At 63.6% G+C, this 19,792-nt stretch carries 3 protein-coding genes; 1 reads left to right on the top strand and 2 read right to left on the bottom strand.

Annotated features, from left to right (window positions below):
* Window positions 1-2: 2 nt before the first annotated feature.
* Together JZ792_RS22320 and JZ792_RS22315 are read right to left on the bottom strand one after the other, a co-directional pair.
* Window positions 3-9,815, bottom strand: a complete 9,813-nt coding sequence (locus JZ792_RS22320) for a Tc toxin subunit A-related protein (RefSeq protein WP_216912978.1) — start codon at window positions 9,813-9,815, stop codon at window positions 3-5.
* Between the two features lie 623 nt (window positions 9,816-10,438).
* Window positions 10,439-10,684, bottom strand: coding sequence for a hypothetical protein (locus JZ792_RS22315; RefSeq protein ID WP_216912976.1), 246 nt, complete (start codon window positions 10,682-10,684; stop codon window positions 10,439-10,441).
* 669 nt (window positions 10,685-11,353) lie between these two features.
* On the opposite strand from JZ792_RS22315, the gene JZ792_RS22310 reads away from it, so the two are divergent.
* Window positions 11,354-19,675 carry a SpvB/TcaC N-terminal domain-containing protein gene (locus JZ792_RS22310; protein WP_216912975.1) on the top strand — a complete coding sequence of 2,774 codons (8,322 nt, stop codon included), beginning with the start codon at window positions 11,354-11,356 and terminating at the stop codon, window positions 19,673-19,675.
* The last annotated feature ends 117 nt before the right edge of the window (window positions 19,676-19,792 follow it).

Raw genomic sequence — 19,792 nt, 5'->3', positions numbered from 1 at the left:
AGTCAGGGTGACAAGGGCCCGGTGGTGAGTGTGAATTGTGCTCGGACCGTGACGTCATCGAGTGTCTTGCGGTCGGCTACGCCGAGATCGTCGACGACGAGGTCACTTCCGTCAGCGTCCGCATGCTTCGAGTCGCCCGGGTCGGCCTCCTTGTCGATGAATATCGGTTGTGCCTCGCCACTGGCGAGCTTCAGTGTGACGCCGCGGAAGTGGCGCAAGACATACGGGAGCATGTCGACCGGCGCCGGGAGGCGCAGCTTCCCGGTGGATTGGTATGTTGCCCAGGCATCCGGTCGGTCGTGACGCAGGCTGATCAACTGCACTGCTGTGCCGCCGAACTGTGTGAGCCCCTTGAATGCCTCGATCCACTTTGTTTCTCGGCTCTGGCTACCGGCCTCGGCCGTATATCGAATGCTCAGGACGACGTCGGAGATTGTGCGGTAGTTGAATTTGCGCAACATGGCAGGAAGGGTCAGGTCCCATCGTGATACCGCGCCGAGGCCTTCGAACGGATGGTATAGAGGGTCGTCGACACGTATTTCGAATCGGCCGGAGTCGTCGCGGCCCGAGCTCAGCGCGATGGATTTGACCCCCACGAGGGGGGTTTCTTGTTCCAGTAAGCCAGGGTCGTCGGAATCGGTCCGGCGCCGCCACGCGTCGGTCAGTGTGAGGGTTCCTCCGACGCCGGCCATCGGCCCGGTGACGCACGGGATCGATACTGCGACGCTGACGATCCGCCGGTCGTAGTGGGCCGGGTGATCGAGGTCGAACCACAGTTCATCGATTTTGAAGGTGGTCGTTCCGGTTTCGCGCAGTAGTTGCAGTGCTACAGGGTCGATCTCGCGCAGTGAGATGTGTTTGGTCAGCTGTGGTCCGACGGGTGAGGTGGCTATGAAGCTGCGGTTCATTTCCTGCAGACATGCCATCAGCCGATGGCCGCTGAGCAACTCGGCCTCGGCGGATGCGGCCGGTCCGACCGTGACAAAGTTCGTCAAGTCCTTCGGATCGCGTTCCGCTCGATAGCAGATCTGGGCGTCGTGCGCTAGATCGAAGCCGATGTCGGCGATGCGTCGGAACAGGTCGCGTAAGTGGTTGATTCGCTGATCGAAGAGTTCGAAGCGTGTGAACTTCTGGGTTTCCAGGTAGGTCGTGATCTGTTCGGCGTGTTGGAGTGCGAGGGTCTGTGTGGATTGTTCGGCTTTGGCGAGTTCGATGCGTAGTTTGGATACCGCGATGCGCTTGTCGATCTCGTGCACGTGCGCGGCGGCTTGGTTGAGGCCGAGGATCCAGTCACGCTCGCGTAGCACCAGGCTGGCTTGCTTACCGTAGACCTGTGCCAGGAAGCGGTGCATGCCGCCGGCGGTGTTCTTGTTGCCGGCCGCGGCGCGGGCAGCTGCGGCGAGCGCGGGTCCGCCGAAGTGAATTGCCGCGCCAGCGCCGAGCGGCTTCACCGCGCCTTCGAAGTTCGGTATCAATCCGAGGGCGCCTGCGAGTATCTCGAGCAACGCCGCATCGAAACTCAGCTTCACGGCTTCGAACGAGGATTCGAGCTCTTGTTTCTCCTCGGCCAGCATCATCCCGGGCGCCATCGTCACTCCCCCCGCGCTCGCGTCGATCAACGCAAGCCCCGCCGCGGTTGACGGGCTCGCGAGAAACGCGACGCCTTTCACGATGTCCGGAATCACTTGCAGTGAAGCGAAGTTCACCGAGCTGGATTGCACGAGGTTGAGTTGCCGTTGCGCGGCGGCGTAGCCGGACTTGTCGGGGCTGGGACCGGGTTCGCTGAGGTTTAAGCCGAGCAGGTCGCGGAAATGCCGCCACGTCTGCAGGTGGGCTTCGCGTTGCCCTTCGGTATCGGCCAGTTCCGCCTCGGCGATTTGGACCTGTTTGGCGCGGGCGTCGAGGATTTGTTGGGCCATGTCTTTCTGCTGTGTGGCGGTGAGCCGTGCCAGTGATTCGGCGTCACGCTGCGTGTACGCCTGAAGCAGGGCCTCGCCGATGGTGATGAGATTCTGTGCGGCGGCGACGGCTTCACGGTGCGCGACGGCGAAGCGGTAGCGCGGCCTCTCGGCGCCCAGCATCTGCAGGGCGGCGTTCAGGTCTTGGCCGCCGGCGACTGCTTGTGCCAGCACCGCCGGGTCGATCGGTGGCAGGAACAGTGGTAGCTGGACGCGTACGCCGTCGATGTTCATGCCGTGGCGGAGTTTGAACAGGCGATCCTCGACAAGATCCCACAGCGCATGCAGTTTCTTGTTCCGGGGGATGCCGAAGTAGCCGATCGCGGCGGCGCGAGCCATACGGGCCACGGCTCCGGGGGCGGGAGCGGCAGCCGATGACACCACCGGCTGGGCCCCGACATACGTTTCCGCGGCCAGCAATGCGTTGCTGGACGAATCGAGCAGTGGTCGCAGTTCGGCGTAGGTGCGTGGGGCCATCGCTGCTCGGGGGCGAACCCGTTGCGGAGCCTGTCCCATGATCGCTGCCGCGGTAAGGCAGTACAAGAAGCTGCGGTTGACACTTTCCGGCGTGAACGCCCGCAGTTCGCGGTCGGTCAGCTCGATGAGCAACCGCACGAATTCCGTTACCAACCATCGCTTGTAGGCGATCGGGCGCAGTCGTGCAATCCTGTGGCCCTGGAACGGGTACAGGCGCATCTGGTCGAGTTGGGCTTCGACGTCCTGTCGTTCCTTGTCCTCCGGCGGCTGGTTGAGTTTTGCCAAGAGTTCTTCGATTCGGATCGGTTGGGCGTCGCGGAACGGCGTGAAGCGCCACACGTCTTTGGGGTCGGTGACCGGTGACAGGGGGTCGTAGATGCGTCGGATCGTCGCGAGTGCGGCGTCGAGCTGCTTGTTCTCGCGCTGCAGATCTTGCAGTAGCGCGGGGATGTGGAAGAACAGTTCCCAGTGTTGGCGGCCGCAGGGCGCGGTGCTCTCGAACTCCACGCCTTCGGTATCGGGAGCGGTGACGCGCTGGGGGTCGGGGGCGCAACGGGTCCGGAACGTCTGAGCCGCGTCGAGTTGTGTGTGCTGAAGCCCAGGTTTGTAGAGTGCGTCGAGCCCGCCTGTTCGCAGTGCGTTTTGAAACTGATTGACGAACGGGTTGGATAACGGGCTCACTGTCAGATCGACGGCGGGGATGGTCCTGTTCCGCCACCAGCTCCACCATTCACCTAGTCCCCAATCACCGCTCCACCAACCTCCGCCCCACCACCGTTCGTGTTCAAGTGTCGCGATGGTGGCTGCGTCCGTTGGGGGGACAGCTGTGACGGTCGACGGTGGATTGATTGCGACGCTTGGGGAGGTGAAATCCGCCGTGGCCACCACGAGCGCTTTGCCGTTGATCCACGGGTTGCGGGCTTTCAGCGATTGAGCCACGGTGGCTTTCGCGGCCGAAATCAACTCGGGCGGCGTAACCTTTCTGATCCTCGCCAACTGCTGCGCTTTTGCCTGGTCGATCACTGCTGGGCCGACCAGCGGTCGGCTCACCGAGTCGATCACAGTGTCGCTGTAGGACGGATGCACGGCGTGGCTGTCGTCCTCGAAGTTGGCGAGGTGAAGCAAGCCAATCGACGTAGTTCCAGGCGCGGTCTGGGCGAAATAGACGTTGTCCCCGAGGTCGAGTAACAGCGGTACACGCATCGGGTCCGGGAAAGCTTGTGTGGGACTGTTGATACGCATCGGTGTCGACGCCGTCAGCAGCCGATCGCCGCTGGGCCTGTCGCTCGAAGCAACCGCAAAGAGATCGCCGCTCGCCGAGATAGCCTGGAAATCAGACGAAACAGTGCCCTTCCACTCAGGATGATCTCCCCCGGGAAGGCCCCAGTCGCGGCTAATGGTCGTACGCCCGTGCGGTCCAGCTGTGGTAAACGTGAACAGGAGTTCTGATTGCGTCGTCGCGGAACGGCTTGCTACGGAGATCACAAGGGCAGCGTCGTCCTGCACCGTCTTGACATGTAGAAGCAACTCTTCCGGCTCGTACCAGATCGGACGCGCAGTTTCTTCGTAACTCATATCGTAGAATTCACCGCCGAACCCGACGTAGTAGTGAATCGTGTACGGAGCCGTCCATGTTTCCACGACAGCTGGCCACTGGGTTTTCGGCGTCCAGCCTGCTGGGTCACGGCGTGTGTAGTTGAGTTTGATCTCCCAATAAGGTTCGGAGATTCGGCCTTCGATCTTCGGAGCGGCGATATCCGCTTTCGGTGGCGCGCTTGGTATGTCGACCTTGCGTACCAATGTTGCCCAGAACAGGTGCAGGGCACCACCCCAGACCACCGGCTGCACATGGACACCTGGAGTTTGTGGAGGTGGGTCGGAGTCCTGTTTACGTCCTTGGACGCGATCTTGTTCGATGCCTTCGATATCGGCGGTGATCGGCTCCCAGTCGGTCCATTCTTTGTGGTGTTGATGTGTTTCGTAGCGGCGGTAGAAGTAGCGTCGCGGCGATGTGCGGGTGCGCCCCACGATATGTAGGACAGCGATGAACCGTGTGGAGTCGGCCCCGGTGAACCTGTCCTGGAGGTAGGTGCCGCAGATCTCCAGCGACGAGGTGACGGCCATCGAGTCGAGGTATCCCTCGAGAGCTTTGCGGGCGTTGGCCTCGGTGACATCTCCTTGGCGCAGCCCGTTTTCCAGCTCGATGAAGGCCGGGCTCTTGTCGTCGCGCCATGCGGGGTTGAGGATTTGCTCGGGCCACAGGAAGGTCATCATGCGTGACGCCCAGACCGGGTAACTGCCCTGGACAACCCATTCGTCACTGTTGACCTGGTCGCGCATCACCGGCCCGTACAGTCCCAGCAGGCAGCGCTGGACAAAGGTCTGTACAGCGAAGGTGGCCTGTTGGATCGGTGAGGTGAGCACGAATGAGTCACGGCCCACATCGACGAGGTATTTGGCGAAAAGGTCGTTGTCGTCGGTAATTCCCACCTCGTGATGTTTGAGGTAGGCGACGAGCGCGTCGCGGCTGCGCTCCCGAATAGGGTCGGTGAGTTGTTTGGACAGTTCCAGCCAGCTCGCCGACGAGTAGTGTGTCGCCACACCCGCCAGCAGGGTCTCGACCGCGTTCGGTGCTACGGGCTCACCGAGTACGAGATTTACCTGGGTTGGCTCGATTCCGAAACGCTTTGTGGCTCGAGACATGTCGGCCAGATCGGCGAGGAACTCCAGCGGAGCAGGTCCGGCCGCTCCACGGAGGTTGCGTATCGCTGATGCCCTCTTGTCACTGACGTCGAGCCAGGACGCGATCGCGGAGATCATCGCGGCATAGTCGTTGCCGAGGACCCTGGATGCCGCCTCTGCGAGGCGCTCCGGCCGCCCGATCCGCCGAGCGAGGTCGGCGAATCGGGCCATGTCGTCGATGACTTCCAGGCGTGTGGCGGACAGACCGGAGCGGATCATCACCGCCAGCGAGACGTTGGCCGGCCGGCTCGGACGCCCCAGCACGTCACACAGTGACAGCCCGGCGCCGGCGAGCGCGCGGATGATCTTGGCCAGACGGGCAATTCTGATCAGCTCTGTCTGCGCACGATCGAGCTGGTCTTTGCTGGGTTTGAACGACAAGGCGGCGAGGTCACCGCTGGCGTCGACCAGCTGGCGGGCAGAGCCGGGGTCGATTTCGAGTTCCTTGGCGACCGTATCGACAACGAGCTTTCTCGCCTCGGCGGGCTCGCTACCGGTACCGGCAGCATGAAGGGTCGTCTCAAGGGTGATACGCGCGGCTTGGGCCGCGTCCACCGCAGGGTCTCCCGACCGCGGTGTTTTGGGTTCGGCAGCGAGTGCCTCGATCGCCGTGATTCCGACCCGCAGGCCGATGATGCGTTCAGCGCGTTCGAGGAACCGCAGGGTGGACCCCGCGCTATTGTTCGGCCGCAGCAACGTGTGGAGCCGAAGCGTCTCCACCGCAGGGATACCCAACGCACGTGCGAGGATCGCGATTCTGTGAAGCGTCGATACGTGAGCGAGTGTTACGCGGGTCAGTTTCAGTTCGCTGGCGACTGCTGCCAGTACTTCCGGGGTCCATTGCAGGACACTCGCTATCGCTTCGGCGACCGCGGCGAGTTCCACCTGCCCGCCCTGGACCAGGACACCGGCTGGGCCGCGCCCGAGGAGGGGGTGGACCTGCGCCAAACCCGAGTCGACGAACAGCTCGTCGTAGAGATTTGTGCGGCCTCGGGTTCCGATACCCCCGACGACTGCTGCGGCGCGCGGCCAGTCGACACCGAGGAAGTTGCGCAGCCGCGCCAAATCGCGCAGTTGGCGCAGGGTGGCGCGATCAGTAGCGGTGGGTGCACCTATGGCGGTGAGCGCGACATCCAAGTCGGCGGGCGCGATGCCGCTGCGGGTGGACAATCGCACGAATCTATGGATGCGCAACCATTCGCCATCCTTGAGGGGGGTGTCGTCGAGGTGGCGCAGCCCCACGGCGTCCGGGTCGCAGGAGATCGAGGGATCCAACACGATGGTGCTACCCGGGTGGGCGGCGTCGAATGCTTTCACATCGTCGCCGGTGATCCCACCGAGCTCCAGCGCACGCAGGATCTGTGGATCGGTTGTCTGATAGTTCGCAGTACGTAGCTTCTTGAGTTGCTCGACGGTCAGCAGGATGCGTGCCGCGGTGTCGGGGTCGTTGGCGTCGGGGACCAATCCGCCGACGAAGTTGGTGCGCACCACCTCCACCAGACGCTCGAAGGTGATCGCGAGTGCCTGCATCACTTGGCGTGCGTTTGTCAGGGCGTCGGTGGTGGCCACCCCGTACAACACGGCTGCCGAGGGAGGCGCGGGGTCTGGTGCGCTTCCGCCGAAGGCATTGCCGGTGATGATTTCCCAGTCGCGCCGAAAGAGTCCGAGAGTTTCGGCGGCGATGGCGTCGTCGGGCTGCCGGAAGATGCGTAGCGCGGTGGCGCGGTCCACACCGGATTGGCGCATCCAGGTGCGTGTGGTGTCGAGCTGCCGGTCGTAGGGCAACCCGATCGGGCAGACGGCGTCGGCTAGCTTCTTATACGCCTTCGCGATGATCCGTTCCGGGGACGCCGACAACTGCGCCCCGGTTACGCCCGGACTCAGCTCGTTCGGTGCCAGCACGGGGGGCTGAATGATGTTGCCGTTGCCGTCTGTCGCGAGCGGGATGACGCTGCCGTCGAATGCGATCACGCTTTCGAGGATCTGGTTGATCACATCGATGAACGGGATCGTGGTGTTCACGTTGTGACAAGTCAGTTCGATATGGGCCAGATCTGGGCGAATCCCGGCGATCGGGCTGCCGCCCTCACCTTTGGTCGGGTGGCCGATGAGGCGGTCGAGCAATGTGACGCCCATCGCGTCCGGCTTGTCCGGCTTGCATCGCTTGTCCAGGTATTCGAACAGGTCGACAAGGTAGGCGGCCGGCCCGATCACCGACCGGCACTCGTCGCATTCACACTGCTCCTCACTGCCGAAGATCTTTGTCCAGGACGCGAGCCTGACCTGATCTCCGATCGCCTCGGTGGTCGACAGCTGGACGTAGTCAGGTCGAGCATCCTGATTTTCGGTGACCAACGCGGTGTCGGGCGGTGGTTGGTACAGCCCGGAAGCCGTGCTGCGGATCTGGTCGGGACGGTTGTCCTGATGTTGGGCGACGAGCAAATCGGCCAGCGAATCGGCCAGCGTTTGAGCCCGGCTGTGGACCTGCTCGAGCGCGGCCACCTGGACCTGCGTGGCCGACGGGAATCGCGCCAGAAACGCTGGTCTGCCCAGCCGGGCGATGTCGACGGCTCCGCCGAAGGGTTTGCCGGTGACATCGAGTGCCGACGCCAGCAAACCAAGGTCCATCGCGTCGCCGCTGACTCGGAACAGCCGCTGCGCGCGCTGGGCACCGGCGAGCCCAGCGATGCGCTGCCCGTCGGTCAGGGCACGTACGATCTTCTTGGACGCTGTCACAGCATTCAAATCGGCGGTGGCCAGATCGATTCCCTCGACTGCCAGCATGTCGAGAAACGCTGTCGTCGGCGCATCGACCATATTCGGTTTGGTTTCGTGGATTTTCGCGAACGTGCGTGCCACGGCGGCAGTAGGGTGGGCGGCATCCATCAATCGGCGCAATGACCGCGCGAGCCGGTCTTGCATGTCGGCCTGTGATTCTCCCGGCGCGGGGTCATCGGGTACGGCGTTCGCGTCCTTGATCGCTTCGACCAAAGTGGCGTGATCGAGTTGGCGGACCAATGCGTCCATTGCGGTGATGTTGGGCATCTTGGTGGTGATCGCTGTGAACAGTTTGTCGTTGTCGTTCACCAGCGCGCTCAGTTGAAGCGAATACTGCAGTCGACCGATATCGACCTGGGGATGTTGGAGTTCGATCTCTTCCCACACGTCCCCTTCCTGCGGAGCCAGCAGGATGGACAACACCGACGCCCGCACGGCCGAATCCGATACGGCGTGTGTCAAGGGGGTAGTGACACTGGCGTTGGCCGGATCCGCTTCTAGCGCCCTGCTTACCGCTACACGATGCAGCTCAGCGGCGACGACGCTTGCAGCTTCGTCCAGCGAGTCGATCGTCCCGACCTTGACTGCCGTGTCGAGCGCATCGATCAAGTCCGAAACCAGAAGCGCTGCCACTGCATTCACGGTACGGGCACCCGTGTGGCGGACCACGCCGTAACAGGTTTGCTGCGCCACCGATTCACCGAGCCTCACCTGCAGCTTGTGGGCTGCGACCATCGCGTCGATGAGGTCGACGGCGGCGCCGGTCTCGCGGGCCGCGAAGCTGATGTCGCGGTACTTGGCTTCGTCGAACTCCACGATGTCGTGGCGGCTGGTGATCGGCAGTAGCGCGGTGATGATCCGCTTGTATTCCGACGGGCCGAACGGCGTGCCGGCGATGTCGGTGACGGTGATACGCACCAGTTCGTCGGGGCGGGCGACGATGCCCAGCACGAGTTCGTCATCGGGAACCGGCAGGGGCGCGGTGATCACGTCGTCCTCACCGGCGGGGAGGCGTTCGACACGGAACTTCCGCTCGTCGAACTTCAGCTCGTCATGTTGCCGGAGGTCGAACACGATATCGGCGACGGGCGGATCGACGTCGTCGCGTACGAACTTCCCTAACCGGTATTTCACCGAGAAGGCGCCGTCGGAGTGGGTCTCCACAACCCCGAGAACATCGATGGGTGCCCCGATGTCACGGTCGAGCACCCTGACGATGAGGTCTGGAACGGGTAGGCCCTGTGTGTCGACGACGGTGCCGCGCACCCGCCGCGGCGGCCTCGGGTCGGTGACTTCGAGATCGATCTCCATGTCGGGCCCAGCGGGCTGTTCGGGTGCCGAGAAGCCGATTTCGCGACCATCGGTGGAGAAGGCCGACACGGCCACAGCGAAGTCCGTGGTGCCGCCGGGTTGCGGCGGCTCGTACTCGATCCGGTACGTGCCGTCGCGCCCGGCGGTGGCGTGACCGAGGCCGTCCCCGCCGACGTGCGCGGCGTCGAAGACACGCACCAGCGGCCGATCCGGGTAGAGCTCGCCATCCTCGCGGACCACGCCGTGCACCACCCAGAACGTCGCGGTCATCTCCTCTTCGGCCGCGATCGGTACCGAGCCACTCGGCCCGACCCCGCCTTCGGATGGCGGCGGGTCGTCGGCCAGCAGTGCCATGGTCGAGTCGTCCACCTCACCGCTGCAGGTGATTTCATGCTCTCGCTGATATGCCCGCACGGCCTCACATGTGCCCGGCCCGAAGAACAAGCTGCGTACCTCGGAGTCCGGGATGTCGAAATCATGTCGCTGCAGCTGCTCATGTAGCCACGCGACCTCTGCGCCGACCGCGCCGATACTCAGGTTCTTGGCCATGGCGTTCTCCTTCGAGGGGCTGACACCAGTTGGAATTGCTTGTGTTCGAGTTCGAGTTGCACGCGCGCGAGGCACATTGGCCGCGCTGAGTCAGATACGACCCCCGAGGGAGGTACAGGTGGGTCCGAACCGGCCGCAATCCGACCGGACGATCATCTGGTCCTGGGTGCGCACCGGAAACTTCAAGCTTTCGAGATCCCCTGTGCTACAGGGCAACCGTGCGGGGGCGCACGCCGCGATCGCCCTGCCGCCATCACGGGTCGCCGAAGAACGCTCGGTGCACCAATCCTGGCCGAGCGACCAACTGGTGATTGACAGCGGGATAGAAGTCCCGATGTGGCGGGCAGCGTCGCACCCCCGACACAGGTGCAACCCCGGCAGGCCGCGGCGCGACATCTCTCGCGGCGGGACAGTACCCACACGATGCCTCCGTACCGTTCTTACGGTCATTCAGCGGGACAAACGCTCGCTTCTTTCTGTATTCCTTCTGCACCGAACGATCGGCGCCTGCCTACCAACAATGCACGAGTACGCCTCTACGCACTGCGGGATTCGCAGTGGAAGGCAATTCCAACCGAAAGTCGACAGTTTCACTACTCCCGGATGAGGCCACTGGACTGTCCTCAGCGATCCAGCAGCCGGACACGCGTAGCGACGGTTTGTGTTCCGTCTTCCGAGACCGTGACTTCAACCTCGCAATTCTTTGCCGACGCGAGTTCGAGAGCCGTCTGTAAGCGAGGCTCATAGACGACGATCTGAACGGGATCGCGGCCAGGACCGTTGATGACCGCGAAACAGTGGACGGGTTGCCCTGAGACAAGAGCATGGACATCGATACCATCCACCGTTCCCGTGAGCGAAACCTCCACGCGCACCTCCGGAATGTGAAGAGCGGACCTGTACGTTTCGGCCCCGCCGAGCAGAGCGCTTCCTACTTGTATGGTCGCATGTGATCGCCCACAGCGGCGGTAACGCGCGAAGAAATCCCGAGGTCTCATTTGATGACGTACTCGCGAGTTCATCGGCTACTGCCGTCGACCGGATTCACTCATAACCGCGGCCCCTTCATGGGGGGCCGATCAGTCGGCATTATTGCCGGGGACAGGCGACCGTGTCCTACTCCTGCGGGCCCCAGATTCACAATATCGTTGTCCCGAAGTCCATGAATGATTCGGCACGTGCCGCCTACGCTTTATATCGCTGTCCTGAGAGCGGTCGTCCGAGTCCGGTGTGGCGCTGTGTGCAGGGCACCCAGTAAGGAGAGTCAGCGATGGCGTTCCAATCTGATGCGAACAAGCCGGGTGACAGTGTCACGGCCACAGATCCCAGCAAACGGGAGTTCATGATTTCGGCGCCTACCGTCGAGTCTCCCGAAGGTGGTGGTGCGCTGGGGATCGCCGTCGACTCGACCACCGAAGAATCCGGCCTCGCTGTTCGCGCGTTAGACCGGCGAGGTCGCCGAAACTTGGCTGCCCGGGTGAGGATCGGTCCTCACGCCGGCAACATCACCTGTGTGGGCGACTGGAGGGGGTAGTGCCATGGATGACCATTGGACACAGGGACGGGCCCGCGACACCGGCCGAAGCGAGGAGTCCAGCACCCCGCAGGGCCTGGTGCCGCCCAATATAGGCCTACCCAAGGGGGGCGGCGCGATCCGCGGTATCGGTGAGAAGTTCGCCGCCAACCCGGTCACCGGCACCGGCTCGATGTCGGTGCCCATCGCCACCAGCCCGGGCCGCTCCGGTTTCGGACCGCAGTTCTCGCTGTCTTATGACTCCGGTTCGGGTAACGGCCCTTTCGGCTTCGGGTGGAGCCTGTCGTTACCGTCGATCACGCGCAAGACCGACAAAGGCCTCCCGCGGTATTTCGACGCTGCCGATTCCGATGTCTTCGTCCTCTCGGGTGCCGAAGATCTGGTGCCGGTCTATCGGCGAGACCCGGACGGTACCTGGATCGCCGACCACAGTGGTTTCCAGTGTGACGCGGACGGCTCTTGGGTGCGGGATGCGTCCGGTCGCCTCGTCGTGCACGAAGACGAACTCGACGGTTACCGCGTGCGGCGGTACCGCCCGCGTATCGAAGGGCTCTTCGCCCGCATCGAGCGCTGGAGCAAGATCGGCTCGCCCGGCGATGTCCATTGGCGTTCGATCTCCAAGGACAACATCCTCACACTGTATGGCTACGACACGAATTCGCGTATCACCGACCCGCTCGATGACAGCCGCGTCTATTCGTGGCTGATCTGCGAATCGCGCGACGACAGAGGCAACGGCATCCGCTACCTCTACAAGACCGAGGACGGCGACTACCGGCTACGGCCAGGCCAAACCGATCCGTTGGGTCAGGTCCATCAGCACAACCGAGGCCTGGCCTCGGATTCGCGCCGCACCACGAATCGCTACCTGCAGCGTGTGCTGTACGGCAACATCAGGCCGCTGCTCGATGCCCAGGGGCGACGTCCCCGGAACCTGAGCGACCTACCCGATCCGCCGTCGGACACCGACACGGACTGGTTGTTCGAAGTGCGATTCGACTACGGGGAGTTGGACGAGGCCAACCCGATGGGCCAGGCGGAGAAGCCGTGGCTCTATCGCACGGATGCTTTCTCCAGCTACCGTTCGGGTTTCGAGGTGCGCACCTGCCGCCGATGCGAGCGGGTACTGATGCTGCACCACATTCCCGACCAGCCGGCGGTCGGAGACCGGGCGGCGCAACCGGGCTACCGAGGTGTGGTTCGCAGCACCGATTTCACCTACGACGACGAGATCGACCCCGGTACTGCCTCGGGGCCTGTCTACAGCTTCCTGAAGCAGGTGACGCAAACAGGGTGGAAGCAGGAAGGCGATTCGATCACACGCCGCAGCCTGCCGCCGGTGGAGTTCACCTACACAGTGCCCATCGTGCAGGAGGTCGTCGAAGAGGTCGACCCGGCGAGCCTGGAGAACCTGCCCATAGGCCTGGACGACAGCGTCTACCGCTGGACCGACCTGCACGGCGAAGGTATCCCCGGCATTCTCACCGAGCAGGCCGGAGCTTGGTACTACAAACGCAACCGGAGCCCGATCCCGCAGCGACAGCTGGACGGCAGCGAGGTCGTCAAGGCAACGTTCGCCCCGATTGAAGCCGTTGCCCTCAAACCGAACCTCGCCCTGAGCGCAGGCGCCGAGATCATGGACCTCGCCGGCGATGGTCAGCCTGACCTCGTTATGACGGAAGGCCCCACCCCCGGCCTGTACGAGCATGACGAGGCCGAAGGCTGGCAGCCCTTCCGTCCCTTCGCCTCGCGGCTGAACCGCGAATTCCGCGACCCCAACCTCAAGTTCGTCGATCTGGACGGCGACGGCCATGCCGACGTGCTCATCACCGAAGACGACACCTTTGTATGGCATGCCTCGCTCGCCGAAGAAGGTTTCGGTCCCGCCCGGCGCGTCGCGCACGCGCTCGACGAGGAGAAGGGACCCCGCGTCGTCTTCGCCGATGGCACGCAATCCATCTACCTGGCCGATCTGTCGGGCGACGGCCTGACCGATATCATCCGTATCCGCAACGGCGAAGTGTGTTACTGGCCCAACCTCGGCTACGGCCGGTTCGGCGCCAAGGTGACGATGGACAACGCGCCCTGGTTCGACAACCCCGACCAGTTCGATCACCAGCGCATCCGCCTGGCCGACATCGACGGCAGCGGCACCACCGACATCATCTACCTGCACCGCGACGGCGTGCGCCTGTATTTCAACCAGTCCGGCAACGGGTGGAGTCAGCCGCAGGTGCTGAAAGTGTTCCCGCGCGTCGATGACCTGGTGAGCATTGTGCCGATCGACCTTCTGGGCAACGGCACCGCCTGCCTGGTCTGGTCGTCGCGCCTGCCGGGCGACGCACAGTCGCCGATGCGCTACGTCAACCTCATGGGCGACCGCAAGCCCCATCTGCTGGTCAAGACCGTCAACAACCTCGGTGCCGAAACCCGCGTCGACTACGCCCCTTCGACCCAGTTCTACCTACAGGACAAACAGGCCGGAAAACCCTGGATCATGCGCCTGCCGTTCCCCGTACACGTGGTCGAGCGCGTAGAAACCTGGGACCACATCAGCCGCAACCGCTTCGTCACCCGCTACGCCTACCACCACGGCCACTTCGACGGCGAAGAGCGCGAGTTCCGCGGCTTCGGCATGGTCGAGCAGTGGGACACCGAGCAATTCGCGGCCCTTGCCGAGGGCGAGATACCAGCCGACAACATCGATGCCGCCTCGCATGTCCCACCTGTCCACACCAAGACCTGGTTCCATACCGGCCTCTACCTCGGCCGAGAGCACGTCTCCGACTACTTCGCCGGCCTGGCGAACGGCACCGACCAAGGCGAATACTTTCGCGAGCCCGGCCTCACGGACCTGCAAGCCGCGGCAATGCTGTTGCCGGACACCGAGCTTCCCGAAGGACTTACGCTCGACGAAGAGCGTGAAGCCTGCCGTGCCCTCAAGGGCTCGATGCTGCGCCAAGAGGTCTATGCCGACGACGCCGACCATCCCGGTGCCACACCTGAGCAGATCGAGCGCGCTCGCCGGCCCTACACCGTCACCGAACACAACTTCACCATCCGCCCGCTCCAGTCACGGGCTTCCAACCGCCACGCCGTGTTCAGCACCCACGCGCGCGAGGCACTGAGCTACCACTACGAGCGCAACCCCACGGACCCGCGCATCCAGCACACGCTGACACTGGAAGTCGACGACTACGGCAACGTTCTCAAACAAGCCGCCATCGGATACGGACGCCGCACCTCACCATTGTCGGAGCAATGGGACCGTGATCGGCAAACCACGGCGCTGCTCACCTACACCGAAAACCGTGTCACCAACGCCATCGACTCACCCGACACACACCGCAACCCGCTTGGGTGCGAGGCGATTGCGTTCGAATTGACCGGATACCCGATCACCGGCACAGACGGCCGCTACAGCGCCTCGGATTTCGTCGAACCCGACCTCGCGAGGCCGGGACGTCTACGCCACAAGTTCACGGCCCCGGAAGTCCCCTACGAAGCCACCGCCTCCGGCAACCATCGCCGCCGCCCCATCGAATCGGTGCGCACCCTCTACCGCAGCGACGACTTGACCGTCCTCCTACCGCTCGGGGAACTGCAACCACTCGCCCTGCCTGGCGAAAGCTACAAACTCGCTTTCACCCCCGGTCTGCTCACCCAGGTTTTCCAACGTCCGCGCCAGGGACAAATCCCTGAGCCGCTGATACCCGATCCGATGGTCATACTCGGAGGCAAGAGCGGCGACCAGGGTGGCTACCTGAAAAGTCAGCTGCTCAAGAATGACGGCCGCTTCCCCGCGAGCGACACCGACGATCACTGGTGGATTCCCTCGGGGCGATCGTTCTTCAGCCCGAATCCGGGCGACAACGCGGCGACCGAACTGGCGCAAGCCCAGCAACACTTCTTCCTGCCTCGCCGCTACCTGGACCCCTTCGGCCACAACACCCTGGTCGACGTCGACGCCCACGACCTGCTGATGGTCGAGACTCGCGACGTGCTGAACAACCGTGTCACCGTGGACACCAATGACTACCGAGTGCTGCAGCCGCGTCTGGTCAGCGACCCCAACCGCAACCGGACCGAAGTCGCCTTCGACACGCTCGGCATGGTGGTCGGCACCGCTGTGATGGGCAAGCCGTTGCCCGCGCCGGCGGAGGGCGACTCGCTCGCCGGTTTCGTCCCTGATCTCACGCAAGACCAGCTCGACGGATTCTTCGACGCCGCCGATCCGCACGCCACGGCGGCAGCACTGCTCAAAGACGCCACGACGCGCATCGTCTACGACCTCGACCGCTTCCAACGCACACAGCGGGCGCATCCCAAGAAACCGGAGAAGTGGCTGCCTGCATGCGCCGCCACGCTCGCCCGCGAAACCCACGTACACGACGCGCTGCCGCCGCAGGGACTGAAGATCCAGCTCAGCTTCAGCTACTCCGACGGCTTCAGCCGCGAGATCCAGAACAAGATCCAGGCCGAGCCCGGGCCCGCACCGCAGCGCGACGCAGACGGCAAGACAATCGTCGGTCCCGACAACAGGCCCGTGATGACACCCCATGACGTGAGTCCACGCTGGGTCGGCAGCGGCTGGACCGTGTACAACAACAAGGGCAAACCGGTCCGCCAGTACGAGCCCTTCTTCACCGACACCCACCGCTTCGAGATGGATGTGCGCATCGGCGTCAGCCCGGTGCTCTTCTACGACCCCGCCGGACGCGTCATCGCCACGCTGCACCCGAACCACACCTACGACAAAGTGGTGTTCGACCCCTGGCAGCAGACAACCTACGACGTCAACGACACCTGCGCGCCGCGCAACCTGCAGACCGGCGACCCGCGCACCGACCCCGACATCGGCAGCTACGTCAAGAGGTTCTTCAAGACCCAACCCGCGACCTGGCAGACCTGGCACGCCCAGCGCATCGGCAACGCACTGGGCGCCGACGAGCGCAACGCGGCCGAGCGTGCCGCAGCGCACGCCGACACACCCACCACCGCGCATTTCGACGCACTAGGTCGCCCCTTCCTAACCGTGACACGCAACAGGGTGATCTGCGCAGGCCATCGGCTCCACGAAAAACCCGACGAACAGTTCCGCACCCGCGTCGAGCTGGATATAGAAGGCAACCAGCGCAAGGTGTTCGACGAACGAAAGCTGCCAGACGCCGACAACCTGCCCCTGGGCGCGCTGGAGCAGCGCATCGTCATGCAGTACGCCTACGACATGCTGGGCAACCGCATCCACCAACTCAGCATGGAAGCCGGCCCGCGCTGGACACTCAACAACGTGGCAGGCAAACCCATCCGCGCCTGGGACGGCCGCGGCCACAACTTCACGACGACCTACGACTCCCTGCACCGCCCGGTGAAGCAGACCGTCCGCGGCACCTTCAGCGACGCCGATCCGCTCAAACCCAACTCCGATCCTCGCACGCTCAACCGCGGCGACATCCTCGTCGAATGGATCGGTTACGGTGAGCCACCCCTCAACGCCACGCCAGCCCAGGAAGCAGAGGCGCAGCGCCTCAACATGCGCACTCGCATTCGCTGGCACTTCGACTGCGCAGGCATCGCCACCTACATACGGCACAACACCAGCACTAACCCGACCGCGGCCTACGACTTCAAAGGCAACCTGCTCTACAGCAACCGGCAACTGCTCAGCGACTACACCGCCCTCCCGGACCCGTGGAACGCTCACCTCGACGACGAAACCTTCGAGAGCAGCACGCGATACGACGCACTCAACCGGCCCATCCAGTCCATCGCCCCACACAGCAGCCGGACCCGGCCCGGGCATCCCAACAAGATCAACGTCATCCAGCACGTGTTCAACGAGGCCAACCTGCTGGAGCGAGTGGACGTCTGGCTGGAGCGCGGCACTGAGCCGACGGGCCTGCTCGACCCCGGTGTCGACGACGCGCCGTCGCCAGTCGGCGTAGCCAACATCGACTACGACGCCAAAGGCCAGCGCACACTCATCGACTACAAGACCCGCGACGCGACGGTCATCCGCACCACCTACACCTACGACCCCGACACCTTCCGACTGACGCACCTGTACACGCGCCGAGGCGTGAACCCCGCGACGGCCCAGGGCGTGGCCTTCACTGACGACTGCGAAAACCCGAACCCACCCCCGGACAGCATCGCCGCGCCCAAGCAGCCACCCACAGGCAGGAGGTGCGGCGTGCAGAACCTGCACTACATCTACGACCCCGCGGGCAACATCACCCACATCCGCGACGATGCACAGCAGGCCGTCTACTTCAAGAACCAGCGCGTCGAGCCGAGCAACGACTACACCTACGACGCGCTCTACCGGCTGATCCAGGCCACCGGTCGCGAGCACTTGGGGCAAGGCGGGGTACCGATCCCACACTCACCCGACGACGCCGGCCGTGTCGGGCTGCCGCATCCCGGAGACAGCAAAGCCATGGGCACTTACACCGAACGCTACGTGTATGACGCTGTCGGCAACTTCTTGCAAATGCAGCACCGCGGTAACGACCCAGCGCACGCAGGCTGGACGCGCGCGTACACCTACGCAGAAGCCAGCCTGACCGAGCCGGGCAAGCAGAGCAACCGGCTGACCAGCACTCAGGTCGGCAACGGCGCACCCGACACCTACCCGCACGACGCCCACGGCAACATGCTGCGCATGCCGCACCTGGGAAGCGGAGGTGCAGGGCCGAATATGCACTGGGACTACAAGGACCAGTTGCAACAGGTCGGCAAAGGCGGTGGCGGAGTTGCGTTCTACGTCTACGACGCTGCTGGCCAGCGCGTGCGCAAGGTGTGGGAGAAGGCGCCGGGCCTCACCGAGGAGCGCATCTACCTTGGCGGCTTCGAGATCTTCCGCACGCATGGCGGCCCCATCAGCAGCAACACAGCCACACTTGAGCGCGAGACGCTCCATGTGATGGACGGCCAACAGCGTATCTCCCTGGTGGAGACACGCACGATCGATAGGGCGGGCAACGACCAAGCGCCACAGCAGCTTATTCGCTATCAGGTCGGCGGTCACCTCGGATCGGCCAGTGTGGAGCTAAATGACCGAGCGCAGATCATCTCTTACGAAGAATATGCGCCCTACGGCAGCTCCACCTATCAGGCTATAGCAACGGAAACACCGAAACGCTACCGATACACCGGCAAGGAACGCGACGACGAAACAGGGCTTTGTTACTACGGTGCCAGATACTACGCGCCCTGGATCGGTCGGTGGATGAGCTGCGACCCTTCCGGGATCGCGAGCGGACTGAATCTTTATCAATTCGTCAGCGCACGGCCAATAAATATGCAAGATCCGGACGGACGTCAAGAAGAACAGACCTGGCTCATGAATCAAACCCAATTCACAATCAGACCAGTCGCAAGAGCGGCGGATCGCGGAATCACTCCGTTGCAACGGGAGGCACTAAGGGGACTTGACTATGCATTCGGGCCCGGAATGGGTGGCCTACACTGGTGGCATCCAGCCGACCAACCTTTTGTCACCCAGCCCGCTGGTACCCGCGTCCCGCTGACACCCGGCCCTGGCGAGGAAAACGTTGCACTGGCGTCAGAAGCGGGTGAGTTGCGATCCCAGGCCGTCCAAGAGGGCAAATTTGCGCGCGTCTACATTGACGGAAAATCGCGCGACTTAACAGTATCGCCAGGGACAAGATTCAAGGCGCCACCTCCCGAGCCTTTCGAAGCTGAAATGGCTTCGTATGCGAGGCAGTTCGAAGCACGCCTGGAGATCGCAGCCGCAGCCGAGGGCTACCATAAGGCCCCGGCGGCGCCGGGACCTCCCGCCGCGGGCGCTGTCCAATCTGAACAGTTGTCATTGCCTTTCGACAAGCCGGGCCCAACCTCGATGGGCCCGAGCAGTGCACCTCAAGTCTCTCCCAAAGCAGCCCCCACCCCTGTCCCACCCGTGCCTGATCCCGTGGCAGCGCCGTCGACCGGTACCGCAGCGCCGGGTCGCTTCGCACGCGCAGCGGCATGGACGGCAGCGAACGCGTCAAAAGCACTTAGGGTGGCGGGCTATGTATCCACGATGGTCGGAGCGGCGAACGAAGCGAACGAAACTGTCAAATTCGAACGGTCTCACAACCGCGGCGAGGTCAACGCCCAACTCATGGGTGCTGGCACCCTCGTCGTCGGGATTCTCGCCGGAGTGGCTGACGATGCCTTCGCTGTGGCCCAAGTCCCGTTCTTGGGAGTTCCCGCCCTGACTGCTCAGTCGTGGGAAGATCGAAAGGCTGGCCCAATCCAGGCGGCTGCCGGAGATGCGATCCGTGGTTTCCTGCGCGCCGGGTTTAGTTTCGGCCTTTAAACAACAGTATCGCCAGTTCGGCGAAGGATATGACACCGTGCTTCGACGCTTCTCGACGTCTGAATAAATAGGGACATGGTTAGCTGAGTCGATTGAATATCCGGCTTTTCTGTCTAT

Origin of the sequence: Nocardia noduli (assembly GCF_019038455.1) — a bacterium.
Lineage (GTDB): Bacteria > Actinomycetota > Actinomycetes > Mycobacteriales > Mycobacteriaceae > Nocardia > Nocardia noduli.
This window is presented reverse-complemented; position numbering and strand designations above follow the sequence as displayed.